Genomic DNA, 14374 nt, shown 5'->3' on the forward strand with positions numbered 1-14374 from the left:
GAGTCCTCCTGTTATTGCTTGCGAGCGCGGGCGATGGCCCGGCCGGCGGCTTCGGCAACCCTTTGCGGCGTGATGCCGAATTCGCGGTAAAGCACCGGCGCCGGCGCCGAAGCGCCGAAGCCGCGCATGCCGACGAATTCGCCGTCCGCGCCGATCCAGCGATGCCAGTCGCCGGCGACGGCCGCTTCGATGCCGACGCAGGGCGCGGTCCCGAGAACCGCGGCGCGATATTCCTCCGGCTGCTCCTCGAACAGCGCGAAGCACGGCGCGGAAACCACGGCCGCACGAACGTGCTCTGTCGCGAGCAGGCGGGCGGCTTCCAGTGCGATCGAGACTTCCGAACCGGTCGCCATCAACGTCACATCGCGGCCGCCGTCCGGCGATACGATGAGATAGGCGCCGCGTGCGACCCGGTTCCTGGCGCGGACATCGCTGCGGAAGGTCGGCAGCGCCTGACGCGACAGGCAGAGCACGGAGGGCCGGTCTTTTGCTTCGAGCGCGCAATCCCAGGCTTCCAGCGTCTCGACCGCGTCTGCGGGGCGAAACACCAGCAGGTTCGGAATGACACGGAGTGACGCCAGGTGCTCGACCGGCTGATGCGTCGGACCATCCTCCCCGAGACCGATCGAGTCGTGCGTCATCACATGGATGACACGCAGCCGCATCAGGGCCGCAAGGCGGATCGCCGGCCGGCTGTAGTCGGAGAAGGCGAGGAAGGTGCCGCCATAGGGAATGAAGCCACCATGCAGCGCGAGGCCGTTCATCGCGGCGGCCATGCCGTGCTCGCGGATACCGTAATGGATGTAGTCAGCAGCGAACGCATCGCGCCGGACCGGCGTCTGCACCTTGGCCTGAGTCAGGTTCGAATGGGTCAGGTCCGCGGAGCCGCCGACAAGTCCGGGAATCGTACCTGCAATCGCGTCGAGCACATGTTGCGAGGCATGCCGCGTCGCAAGCTTCGGACGCTCGCTGGCAAAGCGCTCGCGCAATTTCGCCGAGGCCTGGGCATAGGCGTTCGGCAGGGCAACCGACTTGCCCTCGATGAACAGCTCGCGCTGCTCGGGCGTGGCGTTTTCGTAACGATCGAGCCAGGCGAGACGCGCGACCTGTCCGCGCTGGCCGATCATCCGCCACGCCTTTGCGACCGTGACAGGCACGACGAAGGGCTGATAATCCCAGCCCAGCGCCCGCCGCGCTGCCGCGGCCTGCTCGGCGCCGAGCGGCGCGCCATGCGCCTTCTCGGTGCCTTGCCGATCCGGCGCGCCATAGCCGATGACGGTGCGGCAGGCGATCAGCGACGGTTTTGCAGTTTCGCGCTCCTCTGCGATCGCTTGCGCGACAACTTCGGAATCGTGTCCGTCAACGCGGCGCACCGACCAACCGGACGCGGCGAAGCGCGCGAGCTGGTCGTCGGACGTCGCAAGCGAGGTCGGCCCGTCGATGGAGATGCCGTTGTCGTCGAACAGCACGATGAGGCGACCGAGCCCGAGATGGCCGGCAAGCGAGATCGCCTCCTGGCTGATCCCTTCCATCAGGCAGCCGTCGCCGGCGATCACGTACGTGAAGTGATCGACAAGACCGTCGCCATGCCGCGCATTGGCCATGCGCTCGGCAAGCGCCATGCCGACGGCGGTCGCGATCCCCTGCCCCAGCGGTCCCGTTGTGGTCTCGACGCCTGGCGTATGGCCATACTCGGGATGGCCCGGCGTCTTCGAGCCCCATTGCCTGAAGGCCTTGATGTCATCGAGGCTGATATCGCCGCCGGTGAGATGCAGGAGTGCATAGAGCAGCATCGAGCCGTGCCCCGCTGACAGCACGAAGCGGTCGCGGTCCGGCCAGTTCGGGTGCGCCGAGTCGAATTTCAGGAAGCGCGAGAACAGCACGGTCGCAACGTCGGCCATGCCCATGGGCAGGCCGGGGTGGCCGGACTGCGACGTCTCGATGGCATCGACCGCGAGGAAGCGGACGGCATTGGCGAGATCGTTGTGCGTGACCGCCGTGAGGTCGGCTTCGGCATGGACGGAGATGTTCATCGGATTCTCTCCTCGCTCACTTCAAGCTGCGCTTGCGCTCGATCAACTGCATGATCAGCGGCGTCAGGATCAGTTGCATGGCCAGATCGAGCTTCGCGCCGGGGCACACGATCGAGTTCGCGCGAGACATCCAGCTTTGCGGCAGCATCGACAGCAGATAGGGAAAGTCGATGCCGCGCGGATTCTTGAAGCGGATCACCACCATCGATTCGTCCGGCGTCGGGATCCAGCGTGCGACGAACGGATTTGAGGTGTCCACCGTCGGCACGCGCTGGAAGTTGATGTCGGTTTCGGTGAACTGCGGGCAGATGTAGTGGATATAGTCCGGCATCCGCCGCAGAATGGTGTCGGTGACGGCCTCGGTCGAATAGCCGCGCGCGCTGCGGTCGCGGTGCAGCTTCTGGATCCATTCGAGATTGATCACGGGCACGACGCCGATCTTGAGGTCGGCATAGCGCGCGACATTCACCCTGTCGGTGACGACAGCGCCATGCAGGCCTTCGTAGAACAACAGGTCCGAGTTTTCCGGCAGCTGCTTCCAGTCGGTGAAGGTGCCGGGTGCGGCGCCATGCAGCGCGGACTCCTCGGCGTCGTGCACGTAGTGCCGCGTCGTCGCCGTGCCGGTCTCGCCGTAGTCGCGGAAGGCCCGCTCCAGTTCCTCGAACAGATTGGTCTCCGGGCTGAAGTGGCTGAAGTGCTTGTTGCCGCGCTCGGCCTCGTTAGCCATCTGCGTGCGCATCTCGGCGCGGTCGTAGCGATGGAAGGCGTCGCCCTCGATGTAGGCGGCATTGACCTTCTCGCGAAAGAAAATCTGCTCGAAGGTCTTCTTGACCGAGGTGGTGCCGGCGCCGGAGGAGCCCGTGATGGAGATGATCGGATGTTTCCTGGACATGGGTCACCTCCCTCACAGCCGGAAGAAGCCGCGCCGCGCGAACAGCGGCGCGGAGACGCTCGCAACCAGCAGCGGATCGCAATGCAGTTCGGCGGCGCGCCGCACCTCGTTGCTCGAGCCCATGATCAGGGGCACGCGCTGGTGCAGGCTCTGCGCCGAAAGATCGAGGATGCGCTCGCGCCCGGTCGAGGCCGAACCGCCGGCCTGCTCGATGATCATGGCCATGGGCTGCGCCTCGTAGACCAGGCGCAGGCGGCCGTCGCCATAGCCGGGCCGCGCATCCGAGGGATAGAGGAACACGCCGCCACGGGTGAGGATGCGATAGACTTCCGCGACCAGCGAGCCGATCCAGCGCATGTTGAAATCGTGGTTCGCAGGTCCGTCGATGCCGGCGAGACATTCGTCGATGAAGGCGCGCACGGGCGGGTCCCAGTGCCGGCGGTTGGACGCGTTGATCGCGAATTCCTCGCACGCCTCCGAGACCTGCACGCTGCTGCGCGCGAGGCGGAAGCAGCCGGCTTTGCGATCGAGCGTGAAGATGTCGACGCCCTCGCCAAGCGTCAGCACCAGCGAGGTCTGCGGACCGTAGGTGACGAACCCGGCCGCGAGCTGCGCCGAGCCGCACTGATGGAAGGCGAGCGCGAGATCGTCAGGCGCGGGCAGGATCGAGAAGATCGTGCCGACGGTCATGTTGATGTCGATGTTGGAGGAGCCATCCAGCGGATCGATCGCAACGCAGATCTTTGCTTGGCGATCGCAGAACTGAGGCTCGCGCATTTCCTCGGATGCGAGCGCCGCGATCGGCTGCCTGCCCAGGCAGCGGCGCAGGATGGCGTCGGCCTGGATGTCGAGGTCGCGCTGGACATCGCCATCGCTGTTGCGGCCGGTGGTCAGGCCGGAAGCGTCCGCGAGGTCTCCGCTGGCGATGAGGTCGGCGATCTCGATCGCCGCCGCGGCGATGGCGTCAACTGCCGCTGCCACGGCCAGCGCATGCGGAGCCGTCTCCGAATACCGTTGAAGATGGTCGTCCAGCCTGAGGTGCCCGGTCATCTGCGTCCATCCCCTTTGCCGGCGCCGCAATCCATTTCCTCGCCGCTGGAGGTCGGTGCGGTCAGTCTCGGCATTGGGAGATTGACAGGGGCATCTTAATAAGGAAAATTTCTATTTATAATGAGTACCAAAGAATTTTCTTATAATGGCCACGCGGCGGCCCAGCTCCGGCATCTGACGATCCGGCAGTTGCGCTCGCTTGCGGCGCTTTCGGCCAAGGGCAGCGTCACCGCGGCATCAACCCAACTCGGACTGACCCAACCGGCCGTGACGCAGCAGCTGCGGCAGCTTCAGGATCTTGCAGGCTTGCCGCTGGTGCAGCGGACCGGAGATGGCATGCTGCTGACGGAGGCCGGCCGGGAAGTTCTGGCCCTCGCCGAACGGGTCGAAGCCGCCATTACGGACTGCCAGGGCGCACTCGATCTGCTTGCGGGCAGGACCGGCGGTACGGTGCATCTTGGCGCAGTCTCGACCGCGAAATATTTCGTGCCGCATGCCATCGCGGCCTTCTCCAAGCGCTCACCGAAAATCGAGATCAAGCTGACCATCGGCAACCGCGAGGAGATCCGCGAGGCCATGCACGGCTATGAGCTCGATTTCGCCGTGATGGGTCGGCCGCCGGCCGACGTCAGCGTCGACGTGCGCCAGCTCGGGCGCAATCCGCACATCATCGTCGCGCGCAAGGGGCACTGGCTGGAGAAGGATTCAGGCCTCAGCCTGACCGATCTCGTGCACGAGACCTTCCTCACCCGCGAGCCGGGATCGGGCACGCGCACGCTGATGGAGGGCATGTTCCAGAAGTCCGATCTCGAGCCGATCATCGGCATGGAGATGAGCAGCAACGAGACCATCAAGCAGGCGGTGATCGCTGGGCTCGGCATCGCCTTCATCTCGGCACACACTGTCGCACACGAGCTCGCGGAAGGCCGCCTCATCGTGCTCGACGTCGCGGGCCTGCCGATCGTCCGGCAATGGTATGTGATCCGCCGCAGCGACAAGGTGCTGCTGCCGCCGGCACAGGCGATGTTCGATTTTCTGGGCTCGGAGGGCTCGAACTATCTGCCCGAAGTGCCTGATTTCGGCAAGCGTTAGTGCCGCCAGCGCTAGACCATCAGCTTCATCGCGACAGTCGCTGCCAGAATGACGATGATCTGCAGCAGACGCTCTGTCGTGAAAATGCGGTTGAAAGTGATCATCGCGCGCCCCGGCCGTCGTGAACGAAATCTGGACGGATTGCTAGCACACGCGGACAACAGGGCAACTCCGTAGTCGCCCCGGGCCCGCTCTCGACTACGCTCAGGCCGCGAGCAGGGCGGCGTGATCCCCGCGGGCCGCGAAATAGGCTTCCAGTTCCGACAGCGCGCGGGCTTCCCACTCGCTGGCCTGCTCCAGCAGCGACCAGCGCTGGCCCGGCCGGAACGCCGCGGTCTGGCGATAGAGCGATGCGATGCCACGGTAGCGGCGCACGTTCTCGAAGATGGCGTGTCCGTTGATCTGGCCGGTCATGTCGTAAACTCCCTCGTATTCCCGCGGGAGAAATTGCGGCCAAATCTTTTTTGAAAAGTTAGCGGCGTGCCCCAAGCGCGCGGATGGTTGCCGGACTGTTGCCTCTGCGCAACGAGCGCTCTCGCTGGCAGCTGTTTATTGCGAATTCGTTGCCGCGCTCTCGCCCGACGACTTCAATCCGCCACGGCGGTTGATGGTCATGCTCGCACGGCAGAGATCGGCAAGGCCAATCACCAGCGCGGCCAGCAGGCAGAACAGGTTGACGGAATCCGCGTTCGCGCTGGAGAGCGCAGTGAACTCGAAGAAGGGCGGGATGAACGCCCACCACACCAGGGGAATGGTGAGCAGCGCCGCGAATACGGCCGCCGGAGCGCCAGCAACAATGCCGAGCACGAACAGGCTGGGCAGGAACGCTGCGAAATAGAGATTTGCACCGAGCGCGACGCAGACGCCCTGAAGCACAGCCGACGCTGCGACCACGACAAATCCGATCAGAAATGCCTGCCACGACCATGGCCGCAACCGCGGTACGCCAACCAGTCCCGCACGCCTCATAGGGCCTCCCTTGCCGCCGTTAACCAGGCCGCTTGCGACCAAAGTACTACAGCAGCAGGGAATCCGCGAGGTGGAAATCGGAGCGGCCCGGGGCCCCCCTGCAAGGCTGGTAAACGGGGCCACAGCACACAATCGTACCGCTACTCGGTTGCCGCGTAGATCAGACCGGCGATCGGCAGCGCAAGGCCAATGGCCGAGGCCAGCGTCCAGCCGCCCTGCGCGAACGCCCAGGTGCCGAGCGCGGATCCGGCGGCTCCGGCCGCAAAGAACGTCGCCATGTAGAGCCCGTTAAGGCGGCTGCGATGCTCGTGCCCCAGCACGAAGATGGCGCGGAAGCCGAGCACCACGTTACCCTGCACGCCGAAATCGATCGCGATCGCGGCGACCACGAGACAGGCAAGGTTGAGCATCGATCCGGCCACGCCGACATGCGTCATCAGGAAGCCCAGGGCGACGAACAGCATCGCGGCGAGCGTGGCGATGCGGCTGTGGCCGCGATCGGCGAGGCGCCCTGCGATCGGCGCCGCGAACACGCCGGAGACACCGGCCAAGGCAAACAAGCCGATGCCGCGCTGGGTGAAGCCGAATTGGCTGGCGAGCTGGAGCGGCACCACGGTCCAGAACAGGGTGAAGGCACCGAACAGGCCGGCCTGGTACAGCGCGCGCCTCCTGAGCAGCGGCGTGGTGCGCACCAGATGCGGCATCGAGAGCAGAAGCGCGCCGTAATGCATGCGCGCCACCGGCTTGCGCTTCGGCAGCGTCATGCGCAGCACGACCGTGAGCGCGATCATCAACGCGGCCGAGCAGAAGAACACCGCATGCCAGGACAGCGCCGCCGTGACGACGCTCGACACCGGGCGCGCCAGCATGATGCCGAGCATCAACCCGGTCGAGACGTTGCCGACGACACGGCCGCGAATGGCTTCCGGCGCGAGATGGGCGGCATAGGGAATGATGATCTGCACTGCCACCGAGCCGAGACCGATGAACAGCGCCGCGATGAGGAACGGCAGCGCATGGGTCGCGAACGCGGCCGCGAGCAGCGCCGCCGCGCCGAGCGTGATGACGGTGCAGATCAATGCGCGGTTCTCGACGAGATCGCCGAGCGGCACGATGAAAAGCAGCCCCGTGCCGTAACCGATCTGCGTCATGGTCACGATCAGGCCCGCGGCTGCATGCGAGAGGCCGAGCGCGGCACTGATCGGGGCGATCAACGGTTGGGCATAATAGAGGTTGGCAGCGACCATGCCACAGGCCGCGGCGAGCACGAAGGTCAGTCGCTGCGAGACCGCATCGGTCTGCGGTGCGGTCTCGATCGTGGCATTCATCGTCATTCCAAACACTCCAAGACTTCGATGTACGAACTCGACATAGGAAACGTTCGTTTCCTAATTTGACAAAAATTCAGGCCAGCAGCTTCATCGCGATGCCGGCCAGGCGCTCGCCATCAAGCGGCAAGCGCGCCTTGCCGACAACGCGCAGACCCTGCGTCATGCAGATCATCAGCCGCGCTGTGTCGTCCGCTTCGACATGGTCCGGAATCGAACCGTCAGCCTGCCCTTCGCGGATGAGGCCGGCGATGAAGGCCTCGTTGGTCTTGAGCTGCGCCGTGACGCGCGCACGCATCACCGGATCCACGGCCGACAGCTCGACCGCGCTGCCGACTACGATGCAGCCGCGGCGCCCCTCGCTGCCCTGGGAATGCTCGACATAAGACAGCATCACGTTGCGCACCCGCTCGCGGCCATTGGCGCCGCGCGCGGCGGCAGCGCGGGTCTGCTCCCCGCGGATCGCGGTATAACGCTCGAAGGCGGCAATGAAGACGGCATGCTTGTCGCGAAACGCCTTGTAGACGCTGCCGGTGGCAAGGCGCATGGCCGCGGTGAGATCCCCGATCGAGGTGGCATGATAGCCGCGCTCGCAAAACACCTTGATTGCGCCGTCCAGCGCGGTGTCCATGTCGAACTCGCGGGGACGGCCCGGCGGATGGGCGGAAGGCTGAGATTGTCGAGCCGCTTTTTGCATCGCGGAATAATAGGGAATGATCGTTTCCAAATAAATACACGTGGTTGTGATTAATGGGATAAGCGAGCAGGCTGGCCGAGATGCCCCGTATCCCGGACGCGCTGCAGCATGCAACGCTGCTGCGCAGAGCCGAGACCCATGTCACATGGAATGCTCGGAGATATGGGCCCCCGCTCTGCAGCGCACCGTCAAAGAGACACTGCGCTGCGTCCGGGGCGCGAGAGCGGAGACACATACCGCCTCTCAGCGTCATTCGGGAGTACGCCCGTTGGCGCGAGCCGGGAATCCACTTCACATCGACCTGTGGCTCGGTGGATTCCGGGCTCGATGCCACGCATCGCCCCGGAATGACGATGGAAAGAGGGATCACCCCTTCGGCGTCACCGGCGTGCCATCCGCCATGGTCGTGACGCCCTTCCGCTCGACGATCATGCCATAGGCGCGCGGCTGGCGATGAATGTCGAAATTGAACGTCGTGCGTTTATAGGAATTGCAGAGATCGAGATCGCAGCGGGCGAACGCGAGCTCGTCGCCCTTGGTGGTGCATTGCGCGACGATCTCGCCTGACGGCGCGATGATGCAGCTGCCGCCGATATGGTCGACGCCCTCTTCAATGCCAGCCTTGGCGACACCGACCACGAAGGTGCCGTTCTGGTAGGCGCCGGCCTGCATCACCAGGTGGTTGTGGAACAGCGAGAGATCGTCGTGCTCGGGCGCGGGCGGATTGTGCACCGGGGTGTTGTAGCCGATCATCACCATCTCGACGCCCTGCAAGCCCATCACCCGATAGGTCTCGCTCCAGCGGCGATCGTTGCAGATCGCGATTCCCATCACGCCGCCGAACGCATCGGCCACGCCGAAGCCGGCGCCCGGCTCGAAATAGCGCTTCTCCAGATGCTGAAACTTGCGCCACGGCTCGTGCTCGGCATGGCCGGGCAGATGGACCTTGCGGTATTTCGCAACGATCGCGCCGCCTTTGTCGACGAGAATCGAGGTGTTGTAGCGATGGACGATTCCCGCCTCGACCGTGAGCTCGGCGTAGCCGAGGCAAAATCCGATGCCGCACGCGCGGGCGAGATCGAACAGAGCTTGCGTCTCCGGCCCCGGCATCTCGCGTTCGAAGAAGCTGTCGATCTCGGCCTGGTCCTCGAAGTACCAGCGCGGAAAGAACGTGGTCAGCGCAAGTTCTGGATAGACGATCAGATCGCAGCCGTTAGCCCTGGCCTGGCGCATCAACGCCATCAGCCGCGCCACCACTTCGGTCCTGGTCTCGGTCCTCGCAATCGGGCCCAACTGGCCGGCCGCGACAGTCACAAATCTCGCCACGACTTGTCCCTCGTTCGTTGCCCATTGATCGGGGCTCGCGCGCCCATGCAGGTTCTGCGCCTGACGGCGCCAGTATCCGAGGATGAGCTATCGGCTGCAGGTATTCCAGGAACTTTCGTTGCCAATCTGCAACGGTTCCGGACGATCTAAGACCGGACAAAAGAAACGCCCATTGCGGCCACGAACCCTGCTCACAACGCCGTGAGATAAGTCAGGGGAATGACCATGCGTGCACAACGCGTTTGGAACGTAACGGGAGCCACCAGCACCGGCCAGCTTCAGTCCAGGTTGGACGATTTGAACAAGCGACTGAGCCAGCTCGAGGGCCGGCATCCCGAGAGCAACAAGATCGACGAGCTGAAATCAAGCGCGCTCAGCTTGTCGCGGGAGATCGACGACATCCGCTGCGCCGAGGCGACGGCTGCGCTACGGGAATTGCTCCGGAAGTAAAATTGCTCCGCAAGTAAGCCGGGCTCGAGGCGCTGGCTTACGGAACCAACGCCCGCGCCCGCCATTTCCATGGTGAGCATGGAGCAAAATCATGAGTAGGCACCTGACGCGAGCCCATTTCGCGCGCGGCGTGGCCGGCGCGGTTTCCACGCTGGTCCTGTGCGCGACGGCCGCTTTCAGCATCGCGTACCACTTCGCGCTGTGAGGAAGCATTCGCATGATGTCCGACCCCGAGGAGGCGGTAAGACTGCAAGGCTACGGCGAGATGACGTTGCGCACGGCAATCGCGACGGTGATGCTGCTTGCTCCACGCGAGCGCGCGGAAGCCGCGATCTTCCGCGTCCGTGACGGAGAGCGTCTGGCCTCGAGCGAGATCGCCGAGCTCGCCTCGCACTGGGACATTCCGCCGGCGGCTCATGTCAGGTCACCGGGATTGGTCCCGGAGCAGCACTGGTCCGACATCGTTCGTGGCATGGTGCGCGAGGCACCGCTGCCGTCGCTGATGGTGGCATTCTTGCTGGGCGTGCTGGTGGCGAGACGGTGAGGCTGCCGCATCTGCCAGCAGCATGACCGATGAAGCAGCGGACCATCGATTAGCGCGCGCCTTGAAGTTCAAGGCGCCGTAAGCCCAATATCGATTCTTGCCCGCAGATGGGCCAGCCATGCCCGCGGAACAGGCCACTCTGCGAGGACAAAATCGGCCGTGGACCCGCTCGCAAAATCATTGCAAAAGAGAATCCTGGGGCGCCGGCGGCCGGCCCGCCAAGCCTTTGGAAAACGCCAACTTTTGAAATAATGGTCGGAGTGGCAGGATTCGAACCTGCGACCCCTGCGTCCCGAACGCAGTGCTCTACCGGGCTGAGCCACACTCCGACAAGAGGCCGGCTTATAGCGTCGGGTTTGGCGCACCGCAAGCGGCCGATAAGAGGAATTTTGTCCCTGTGAAAACGGGTCTTGAAACACTGGTTTTACCGGCCGGCCGGGCTGCCGCCGAGGCCGCCGCCCGGACGTTGGCCGGCGGCGGACTGGTCGCCTTTCCGACGGAGACAGTCTATGGGCTCGGCGCGGACGCCGCCAATGCCACGGCGGTCGCCCACATCTACAGCGCCAAGGGGCGGCCGGCATTCAACCCGCTGATCGCCCATGTCGCGGACCTCACGGCCGCACGGCGGATCGGCCGGTTCGATGCGCGCGCCCTGAAGCTCGCCGAGGCGTTCTGGCCGGGGCCGCTGACGCTGGTGGTCCCGAAGACAAAGGACTGCCCGGTGGCGGATCTCGCCACTGCCGGCCTCGACACGGTGGCGATCCGCATTCCCGCCCATCCGGTGGCGGAGGCGATCCTGCGCGCCTTTGGCGGGGCGGTGGTCGCGCCCTCGGCCAACATTTCGGGCCACGTCTCGCCGACGCTGGCAGCGCATGTCGAAAGCGACCTTGCCGGGCGGATCGACCTGATCGTCGACGGCGGGCCGGTCGCAGTCGGCGTGGAATCGACCATTGTCGGCTGCTTCGAGGCGCCGACGCTGCTCCGGCCCGGCGGGCTATCGCGCGAAAGGATCGAGGCGGTGCTCGGTGCGCCGTTGGCACGGCCGCCGGTGGATGCCGAGAGCGACGACAGCCAGCCGCTGGCGCCGGGCATGCTGGCTTCGCATTACGCGCCGCGCGCGAGCGTGCGGCTTAACGCGCACGATGTGGCGCACGATGAAGCGCTGTTGGCATTCGGACCGGCCCGCCTGTCCGGCCAGGAGGCGGCCGCCGCAGTCATGAATTTGTCGCCGGCAGCTGATCTCGATGAAGCCGCCGCCAACCTGTTCGGCTATCTTCGCAGCCTGGATGCGAAGGCACCGAGGGCGATTGCGGTGATGACGATCCCGGAAGAAGGCTTGGGCGAAGCGATCAACGACCGGCTGCGGCGGGCGGCTGTGGCACGATAAGAGTGAAAGACGAGACAATGAACATCAATCAATCCGCCACCCCGCCGCTTGCGCCCGAACTGATCGACCAATTCCGCAAAATCGTCGGCGACAAGCACGCGATCACCGATGCGGCCGACATCGAGGCCTACGTCACGGAGGAGCGCAATCTGTTCCACGGCCGCTCGCCGCTGGTTCTGCGTCCGGGCACGACGGCAGAAGTCTCGGAGATCTGCAAGCTCGCCTCCGCGCACAAGATCGCGCTGGTGCCGCAGGGCGGCAACACCGGGCTCGTCGGTGGCCAGACGCCGCACAATGGCGAGGTCGTGGTATCGCTGCGGCGGCTGGACAAGATCCGCGAGGTCGACACCGCCTCCAACACCATGACGGTCGAAGCCGGCGTGGTGCTGCAGATCGCGCAAGCGAAGGCATCCGAGGTCGACCGGCTATTTCCGCTCTCGCTGGGCGCGGAAGGAAGCTGCACCATCGGCGGCAATCTCTCGACCAATGCCGGCGGCACCGCGGCGCTCGCCTATGGCGTGGCGCGCGAGATGGCGCTGGGACTGGAAGTGGTGCTCGCCGACGGGCGGGTGCTCAACGTGCTCTCCAAGCTGAAGAAGGACAACACCGGCTACAATCTGCACAACCTCTTCATCGGCGCGGAAGGCACGCTCGGCATCATCACCGCGGCGACACTCAAACTGTTTCCGAAGCCGCACGCGGTCGAGACGGCCTATGTCGGGCTGAAGTCGCCGGCGGCAGCGCTCAAACTGCTGACCATGGCACAGGGCGAAGCCGCCAATGCGCTGACGAGCTTCGAGCTGCTGTCGGAGATGGCGGTCGATTTCTCGGTCCGTCACGGCATCGACGTGCGCGATCCGCTCGCGGAGAAGCACCCCTGGTACGTGCTGATGGAATTGTCCTCTGCGAGCGACGATGCCCGTACACCGCTGGAGACGATCCTCGCCCGCGCCATGGAGGAAGAGATCGTCGACGACGCCGTGATCGCGGCCAGCCTCGCCCAGCGCAACAATTTCTGGAAGCTGCGCGAGGAAATGTCGGCGGCGCAGAAGCCCGAGGGCGGATCGATCAAGCACGACATTTCGGTGCCCGTCGCCGCCGTACCCGCCTTCATCGAGGAAGCCAACGCGGCCGTGGTGAAGCTGATCCCCGGCGCGCGGCCCGTGCCGTTCGGGCATCTCGGCGACGGCAACCTGCACTACAATGTCAGCCAGCCCATCGGCGCCAATACGGCCGATTACCTGGCGCGCTGGCACGAGGTGAACGCCGTCGTGTTCGAGATCGTGCTGCGCATGGGCGGCTCGATCTCCGCCGAACACGGCATCGGCGTGCTCAAGCGCGACGAGCTGCCGGAGGTGAAGGACAAGACCGCGATCGAACTGATGCGGTCAATCAAGGCGATGCTCGATCCACACGGCATCATGAATCCGGGGAAGGTGCTGTGAGCGTTCTTGCAATCGATGCGATCAAAGATGCCGATGTCGAGAATGTCGTCGCGCTGTGGCAGCGCTGCGGCCTGACGCGGCCGTGGAACGATCCGCATGCCGACATTGCACTGGCGCGGCGGCGCGACAATTCGACCGTGCTGATCGGCCGCGACAATGGCGCGGTCGTGGCAACCGTCATGGTCGGCCACGACGGCCATCGCGGCTGGGTGTATTACGTCGCGGTCGATCCCGATTGCCAGAAGCGCGGGTATGGCCGCCTCGTCATGACAGCCGCCGAGGATTGGCTGCGCGCGGCCGGCATCGCCAAGCTCCAGCTGCTGGTCCGCCGCGAGAATGCGCAAGCCAATGCGTTCTATCAGTCGCTGGGGTTCGAGGAATCGACCTCGGTGATGTTCCAGAAGTGGCTCGACGGCCGCGAATCCACCTCATAATCTTGAGCATGATCTTTTCGGAAAACTACGTCACACTTTTCCGGATCATGCTCGTAGCTGAAAGACAATCATGACCATTTCCGATCGCGTCCGCATCAAGGACGTTCGCGTGCTCTCGGACAACTGGACGCCCCTGAAGGAGACGACGTTCGAGTACCGTCGCGCCAATGGCGAGTGGCAGACGCAGCATCGCGAGACCTATGAACGCGACAACGCCGCCGCCGTGCTGCCGTACAATCGCGCTCGGCGCAGCGTGATCCTGGTGCGCCAGTTCCGCCTGCCGGCCTTCATCCGCGGCTATGACGATCTCCTGATCGAGGCGGCCGCCGGCGTGCTTGATAACGCCGAGCCCGAGGAGCGCATCCGCGCCGAGGCCGAGGAGGAGACCGGCTATCGCCTGCACCACGTTCACAAGGTGTTTGAGGCTTTCATGAGCCCCGGCGCCATCACCGAAAAGCTGCATTTCTTCGTTGCAGAATACGAGCCTTCGATGCGCGTCAGCGCCGGCGGCGGCCTCGCGCACGAGGGCGAGGACATCGAGGTGCTGGAGCTCGGCATCGACGAGGCGCTGGCGATGATCGCCGACGGCCGCATCATCGACGCCAAGGCGATCATGCTGCTGCAATACGCGGCGCTGCATATCTTCAGATAGCCCCTCCGGAGCGGCAAGTCTGGCCTGCGCGGCCGTGGTGCCTGTTGAGCAAACCGCCGACTATCTCTAGTCTGG

General features: G+C 64.9%; 15 protein-coding genes and 1 tRNA gene. 7 read left to right on the top strand and 9 right to left on the bottom strand.

All coding sequences use genetic code 11. The features are described from left to right. Positions 1–11: 11 nt before the first annotated feature. Genes tkt through BM374_RS25430 form a run of 3 tightly spaced genes read right to left on the bottom strand, consistent with a single transcriptional unit; the run spans position 12 to position 3975 of the window. Complete coding sequence (tkt, locus tag BM374_RS25420; RefSeq protein WP_092298375.1) at positions 12–2033, bottom strand: transketolase; 2022 nt, start codon at positions 2031–2033, stop codon at positions 12–14. Positions 2034–2049: 16 nt separating this feature from the next. After that, entirely contained in the window at positions 2050–2925 is an 876-nt protein-coding gene (locus tag BM374_RS25425; protein ID WP_092298378.1) for a phosphoribulokinase, read from the bottom strand. 12 nt (positions 2926–2937) lie between these two features. Next, on the bottom strand, positions 2938–3975 hold the full coding sequence (locus BM374_RS25430; protein WP_092298381.1) for a class 1 fructose-bisphosphatase: 1038 nt from the start codon (positions 3973–3975) through the stop codon (positions 2938–2940). A 120-nt stretch (positions 3976–4095) separates the two neighbouring features. On the opposite strand from BM374_RS25430, the gene BM374_RS25435 reads away from it, so the two are divergent. Continuing rightward, a complete protein-coding gene (locus tag BM374_RS25435) occupies positions 4096–5067 on the top strand; it encodes a LysR family transcriptional regulator (protein ID WP_092298384.1) in 972 nt (323 codons plus the stop codon). A gap of 204 nt (positions 5068–5271) precedes the next feature. On the opposite strand, the gene BM374_RS25440 is transcribed toward BM374_RS25435, so the two are convergent. From BM374_RS25440 to BM374_RS25460, 5 genes are all read right to left on the bottom strand, one after another. Further along, complete coding sequence (locus BM374_RS25440; RefSeq protein WP_092298387.1) at positions 5272–5481, bottom strand: hypothetical protein; 210 nt, start codon at positions 5479–5481, stop codon at positions 5272–5274. 135 nt (positions 5482–5616) lie between these two features. Beyond that, entirely contained in the window at positions 5617–6036 is a 420-nt protein-coding gene (locus tag BM374_RS25445; protein ID WP_092298974.1) for a DUF4118 domain-containing protein, read from the bottom strand. Positions 6037–6176: 140 nt separating this feature from the next. Then, positions 6177–7370 carry an MFS transporter gene (locus BM374_RS25450; RefSeq protein WP_092298390.1) on the bottom strand — a complete coding sequence of 398 codons (1194 nt, stop codon included), beginning with the start codon at positions 7368–7370 and terminating at the stop codon, positions 6177–6179. Positions 7371–7440: 70 nt separating this feature from the next. Continuing rightward, a complete protein-coding gene (locus BM374_RS25455) occupies positions 7441–7995 on the bottom strand; it encodes a TetR/AcrR family transcriptional regulator (protein ID WP_244552691.1) in 555 nt (184 codons plus the stop codon). A gap of 432 nt (positions 7996–8427) precedes the next feature. Then, positions 8428–9387 carry an N-carbamoyl-D-amino-acid hydrolase gene (locus BM374_RS25460; protein ID WP_092298393.1) on the bottom strand — a complete coding sequence of 320 codons (960 nt, stop codon included), beginning with the start codon at positions 9385–9387 and terminating at the stop codon, positions 8428–8430. A gap of 225 nt (positions 9388–9612) precedes the next feature. On the opposite strand from BM374_RS25460, the gene BM374_RS25465 reads away from it, so the two are divergent. After that, entirely contained in the window at positions 9613–9837 is a 225-nt protein-coding gene (locus BM374_RS25465; RefSeq protein ID WP_092298979.1) for a hypothetical protein, read from the top strand. A 217-nt stretch (positions 9838–10054) separates the two neighbouring features. Further along, positions 10055–10381 (top strand): hypothetical protein, encoded by a 327-nt coding sequence (locus BM374_RS25470; RefSeq protein WP_092298396.1) that lies wholly within the window; start codon positions 10055–10057, stop codon positions 10379–10381. Between the two features lie 252 nt (positions 10382–10633). Here BM374_RS25470 and BM374_RS25475 read toward each other — a convergent pair. Further along, positions 10634–10710: transfer RNA gene (locus tag BM374_RS25475), tRNA-Pro, on the bottom strand. Positions 10711–10778: 68 nt separating this feature from the next. Between BM374_RS25475 and BM374_RS25480 the strand changes: the two genes are divergently transcribed. The 4 genes from BM374_RS25480 to BM374_RS25495 all read left to right on the top strand — a co-directional run bounded on the left by BM374_RS25480 (position 10779) and on the right by BM374_RS25495 (position 14299). Next, entirely contained in the window at positions 10779–11768 is a 990-nt protein-coding gene (locus BM374_RS25480; RefSeq protein WP_143270241.1) for an L-threonylcarbamoyladenylate synthase, read from the top strand. Between the two features lie 17 nt (positions 11769–11785). After that, entirely contained in the window at positions 11786–13213 is a 1428-nt protein-coding gene (locus BM374_RS25485) for an FAD-binding oxidoreductase (protein WP_092298982.1), read from the top strand. Next, entirely contained in the window at positions 13210–13647 is a 438-nt protein-coding gene (locus BM374_RS25490) for a GNAT family acetyltransferase (protein ID WP_092298401.1), read from the top strand. The genes BM374_RS25485 and BM374_RS25490 overlap by 4 nt, the downstream gene beginning before the upstream one ends. 70 nt (positions 13648–13717) lie before the next feature. Then, the gene (locus BM374_RS25495) at positions 13718–14299 is read left to right on the top strand and encodes an NUDIX hydrolase (RefSeq protein ID WP_092298404.1); all 582 of its coding nucleotides are present in this window, start codon (positions 13718–13720) and stop codon (positions 14297–14299) included. The last annotated feature ends 75 nt before the right edge of the window (positions 14300–14374 follow it).

Origin of the sequence: Bradyrhizobium sp. Ghvi (assembly GCF_900115265.1) — a bacterium.
In the GTDB taxonomy this organism is placed as follows: Bacteria; Pseudomonadota; Alphaproteobacteria; order Rhizobiales; family Xanthobacteraceae; genus Bradyrhizobium.

Bases quoted from the DNA above. Each gene is read 5' to 3' on its own strand.
- BM374_RS25425 (WP_092298378.1), bottom strand. From the start codon at position 2,925: ATGTCCAGGAAACATCCGATCATCTCCATCACGGGCTCCTCCGGCGCC.
- BM374_RS25465 (WP_092298979.1), top strand. From the start codon at position 9,613: ATGCGTGCACAACGCGTTTGGAACGTAACGGGAGCCACCAGCACCGGC.
- BM374_RS25430 (WP_092298381.1), bottom strand. From the start codon at position 3,975: ATGACCGGGCACCTCAGGCTGGACGACCATCTTCAACGGTATTCGGAG.
- BM374_RS25485 (WP_092298982.1), top strand. From the start codon at position 11,786: ATGAACATCAATCAATCCGCCACCCCGCCGCTTGCGCCCGAACTGATC.
- BM374_RS25470 (WP_092298396.1), top strand. From the start codon at position 10,055: ATGATGTCCGACCCCGAGGAGGCGGTAAGACTGCAAGGCTACGGCGAG.
- BM374_RS25445 (WP_092298974.1), bottom strand. From the start codon at position 6,036: ATGAGGCGTGCGGGACTGGTTGGCGTACCGCGGTTGCGGCCATGGTCG.
- BM374_RS25450 (WP_092298390.1), bottom strand. From the start codon at position 7,370: ATGACGATGAATGCCACGATCGAGACCGCACCGCAGACCGATGCGGTC.
- tkt (WP_092298375.1), bottom strand. From the start codon at position 2,033: ATGAACATCTCCGTCCATGCCGAAGCCGACCTCACGGCGGTCACGCAC.
- BM374_RS25435 (WP_092298384.1), top strand. From the start codon at position 4,096: ATGAGTACCAAAGAATTTTCTTATAATGGCCACGCGGCGGCCCAGCTC.
- BM374_RS25495 (WP_092298404.1), top strand. From the start codon at position 13,718: ATGACCATTTCCGATCGCGTCCGCATCAAGGACGTTCGCGTGCTCTCG.
- BM374_RS25455 (WP_244552691.1), bottom strand. From the start codon at position 7,995: ATGGACACCGCGCTGGACGGCGCAATCAAGGTGTTTTGCGAGCGCGGC.
- BM374_RS25440 (WP_092298387.1), bottom strand. From the start codon at position 5,481: ATGACCGGCCAGATCAACGGACACGCCATCTTCGAGAACGTGCGCCGC.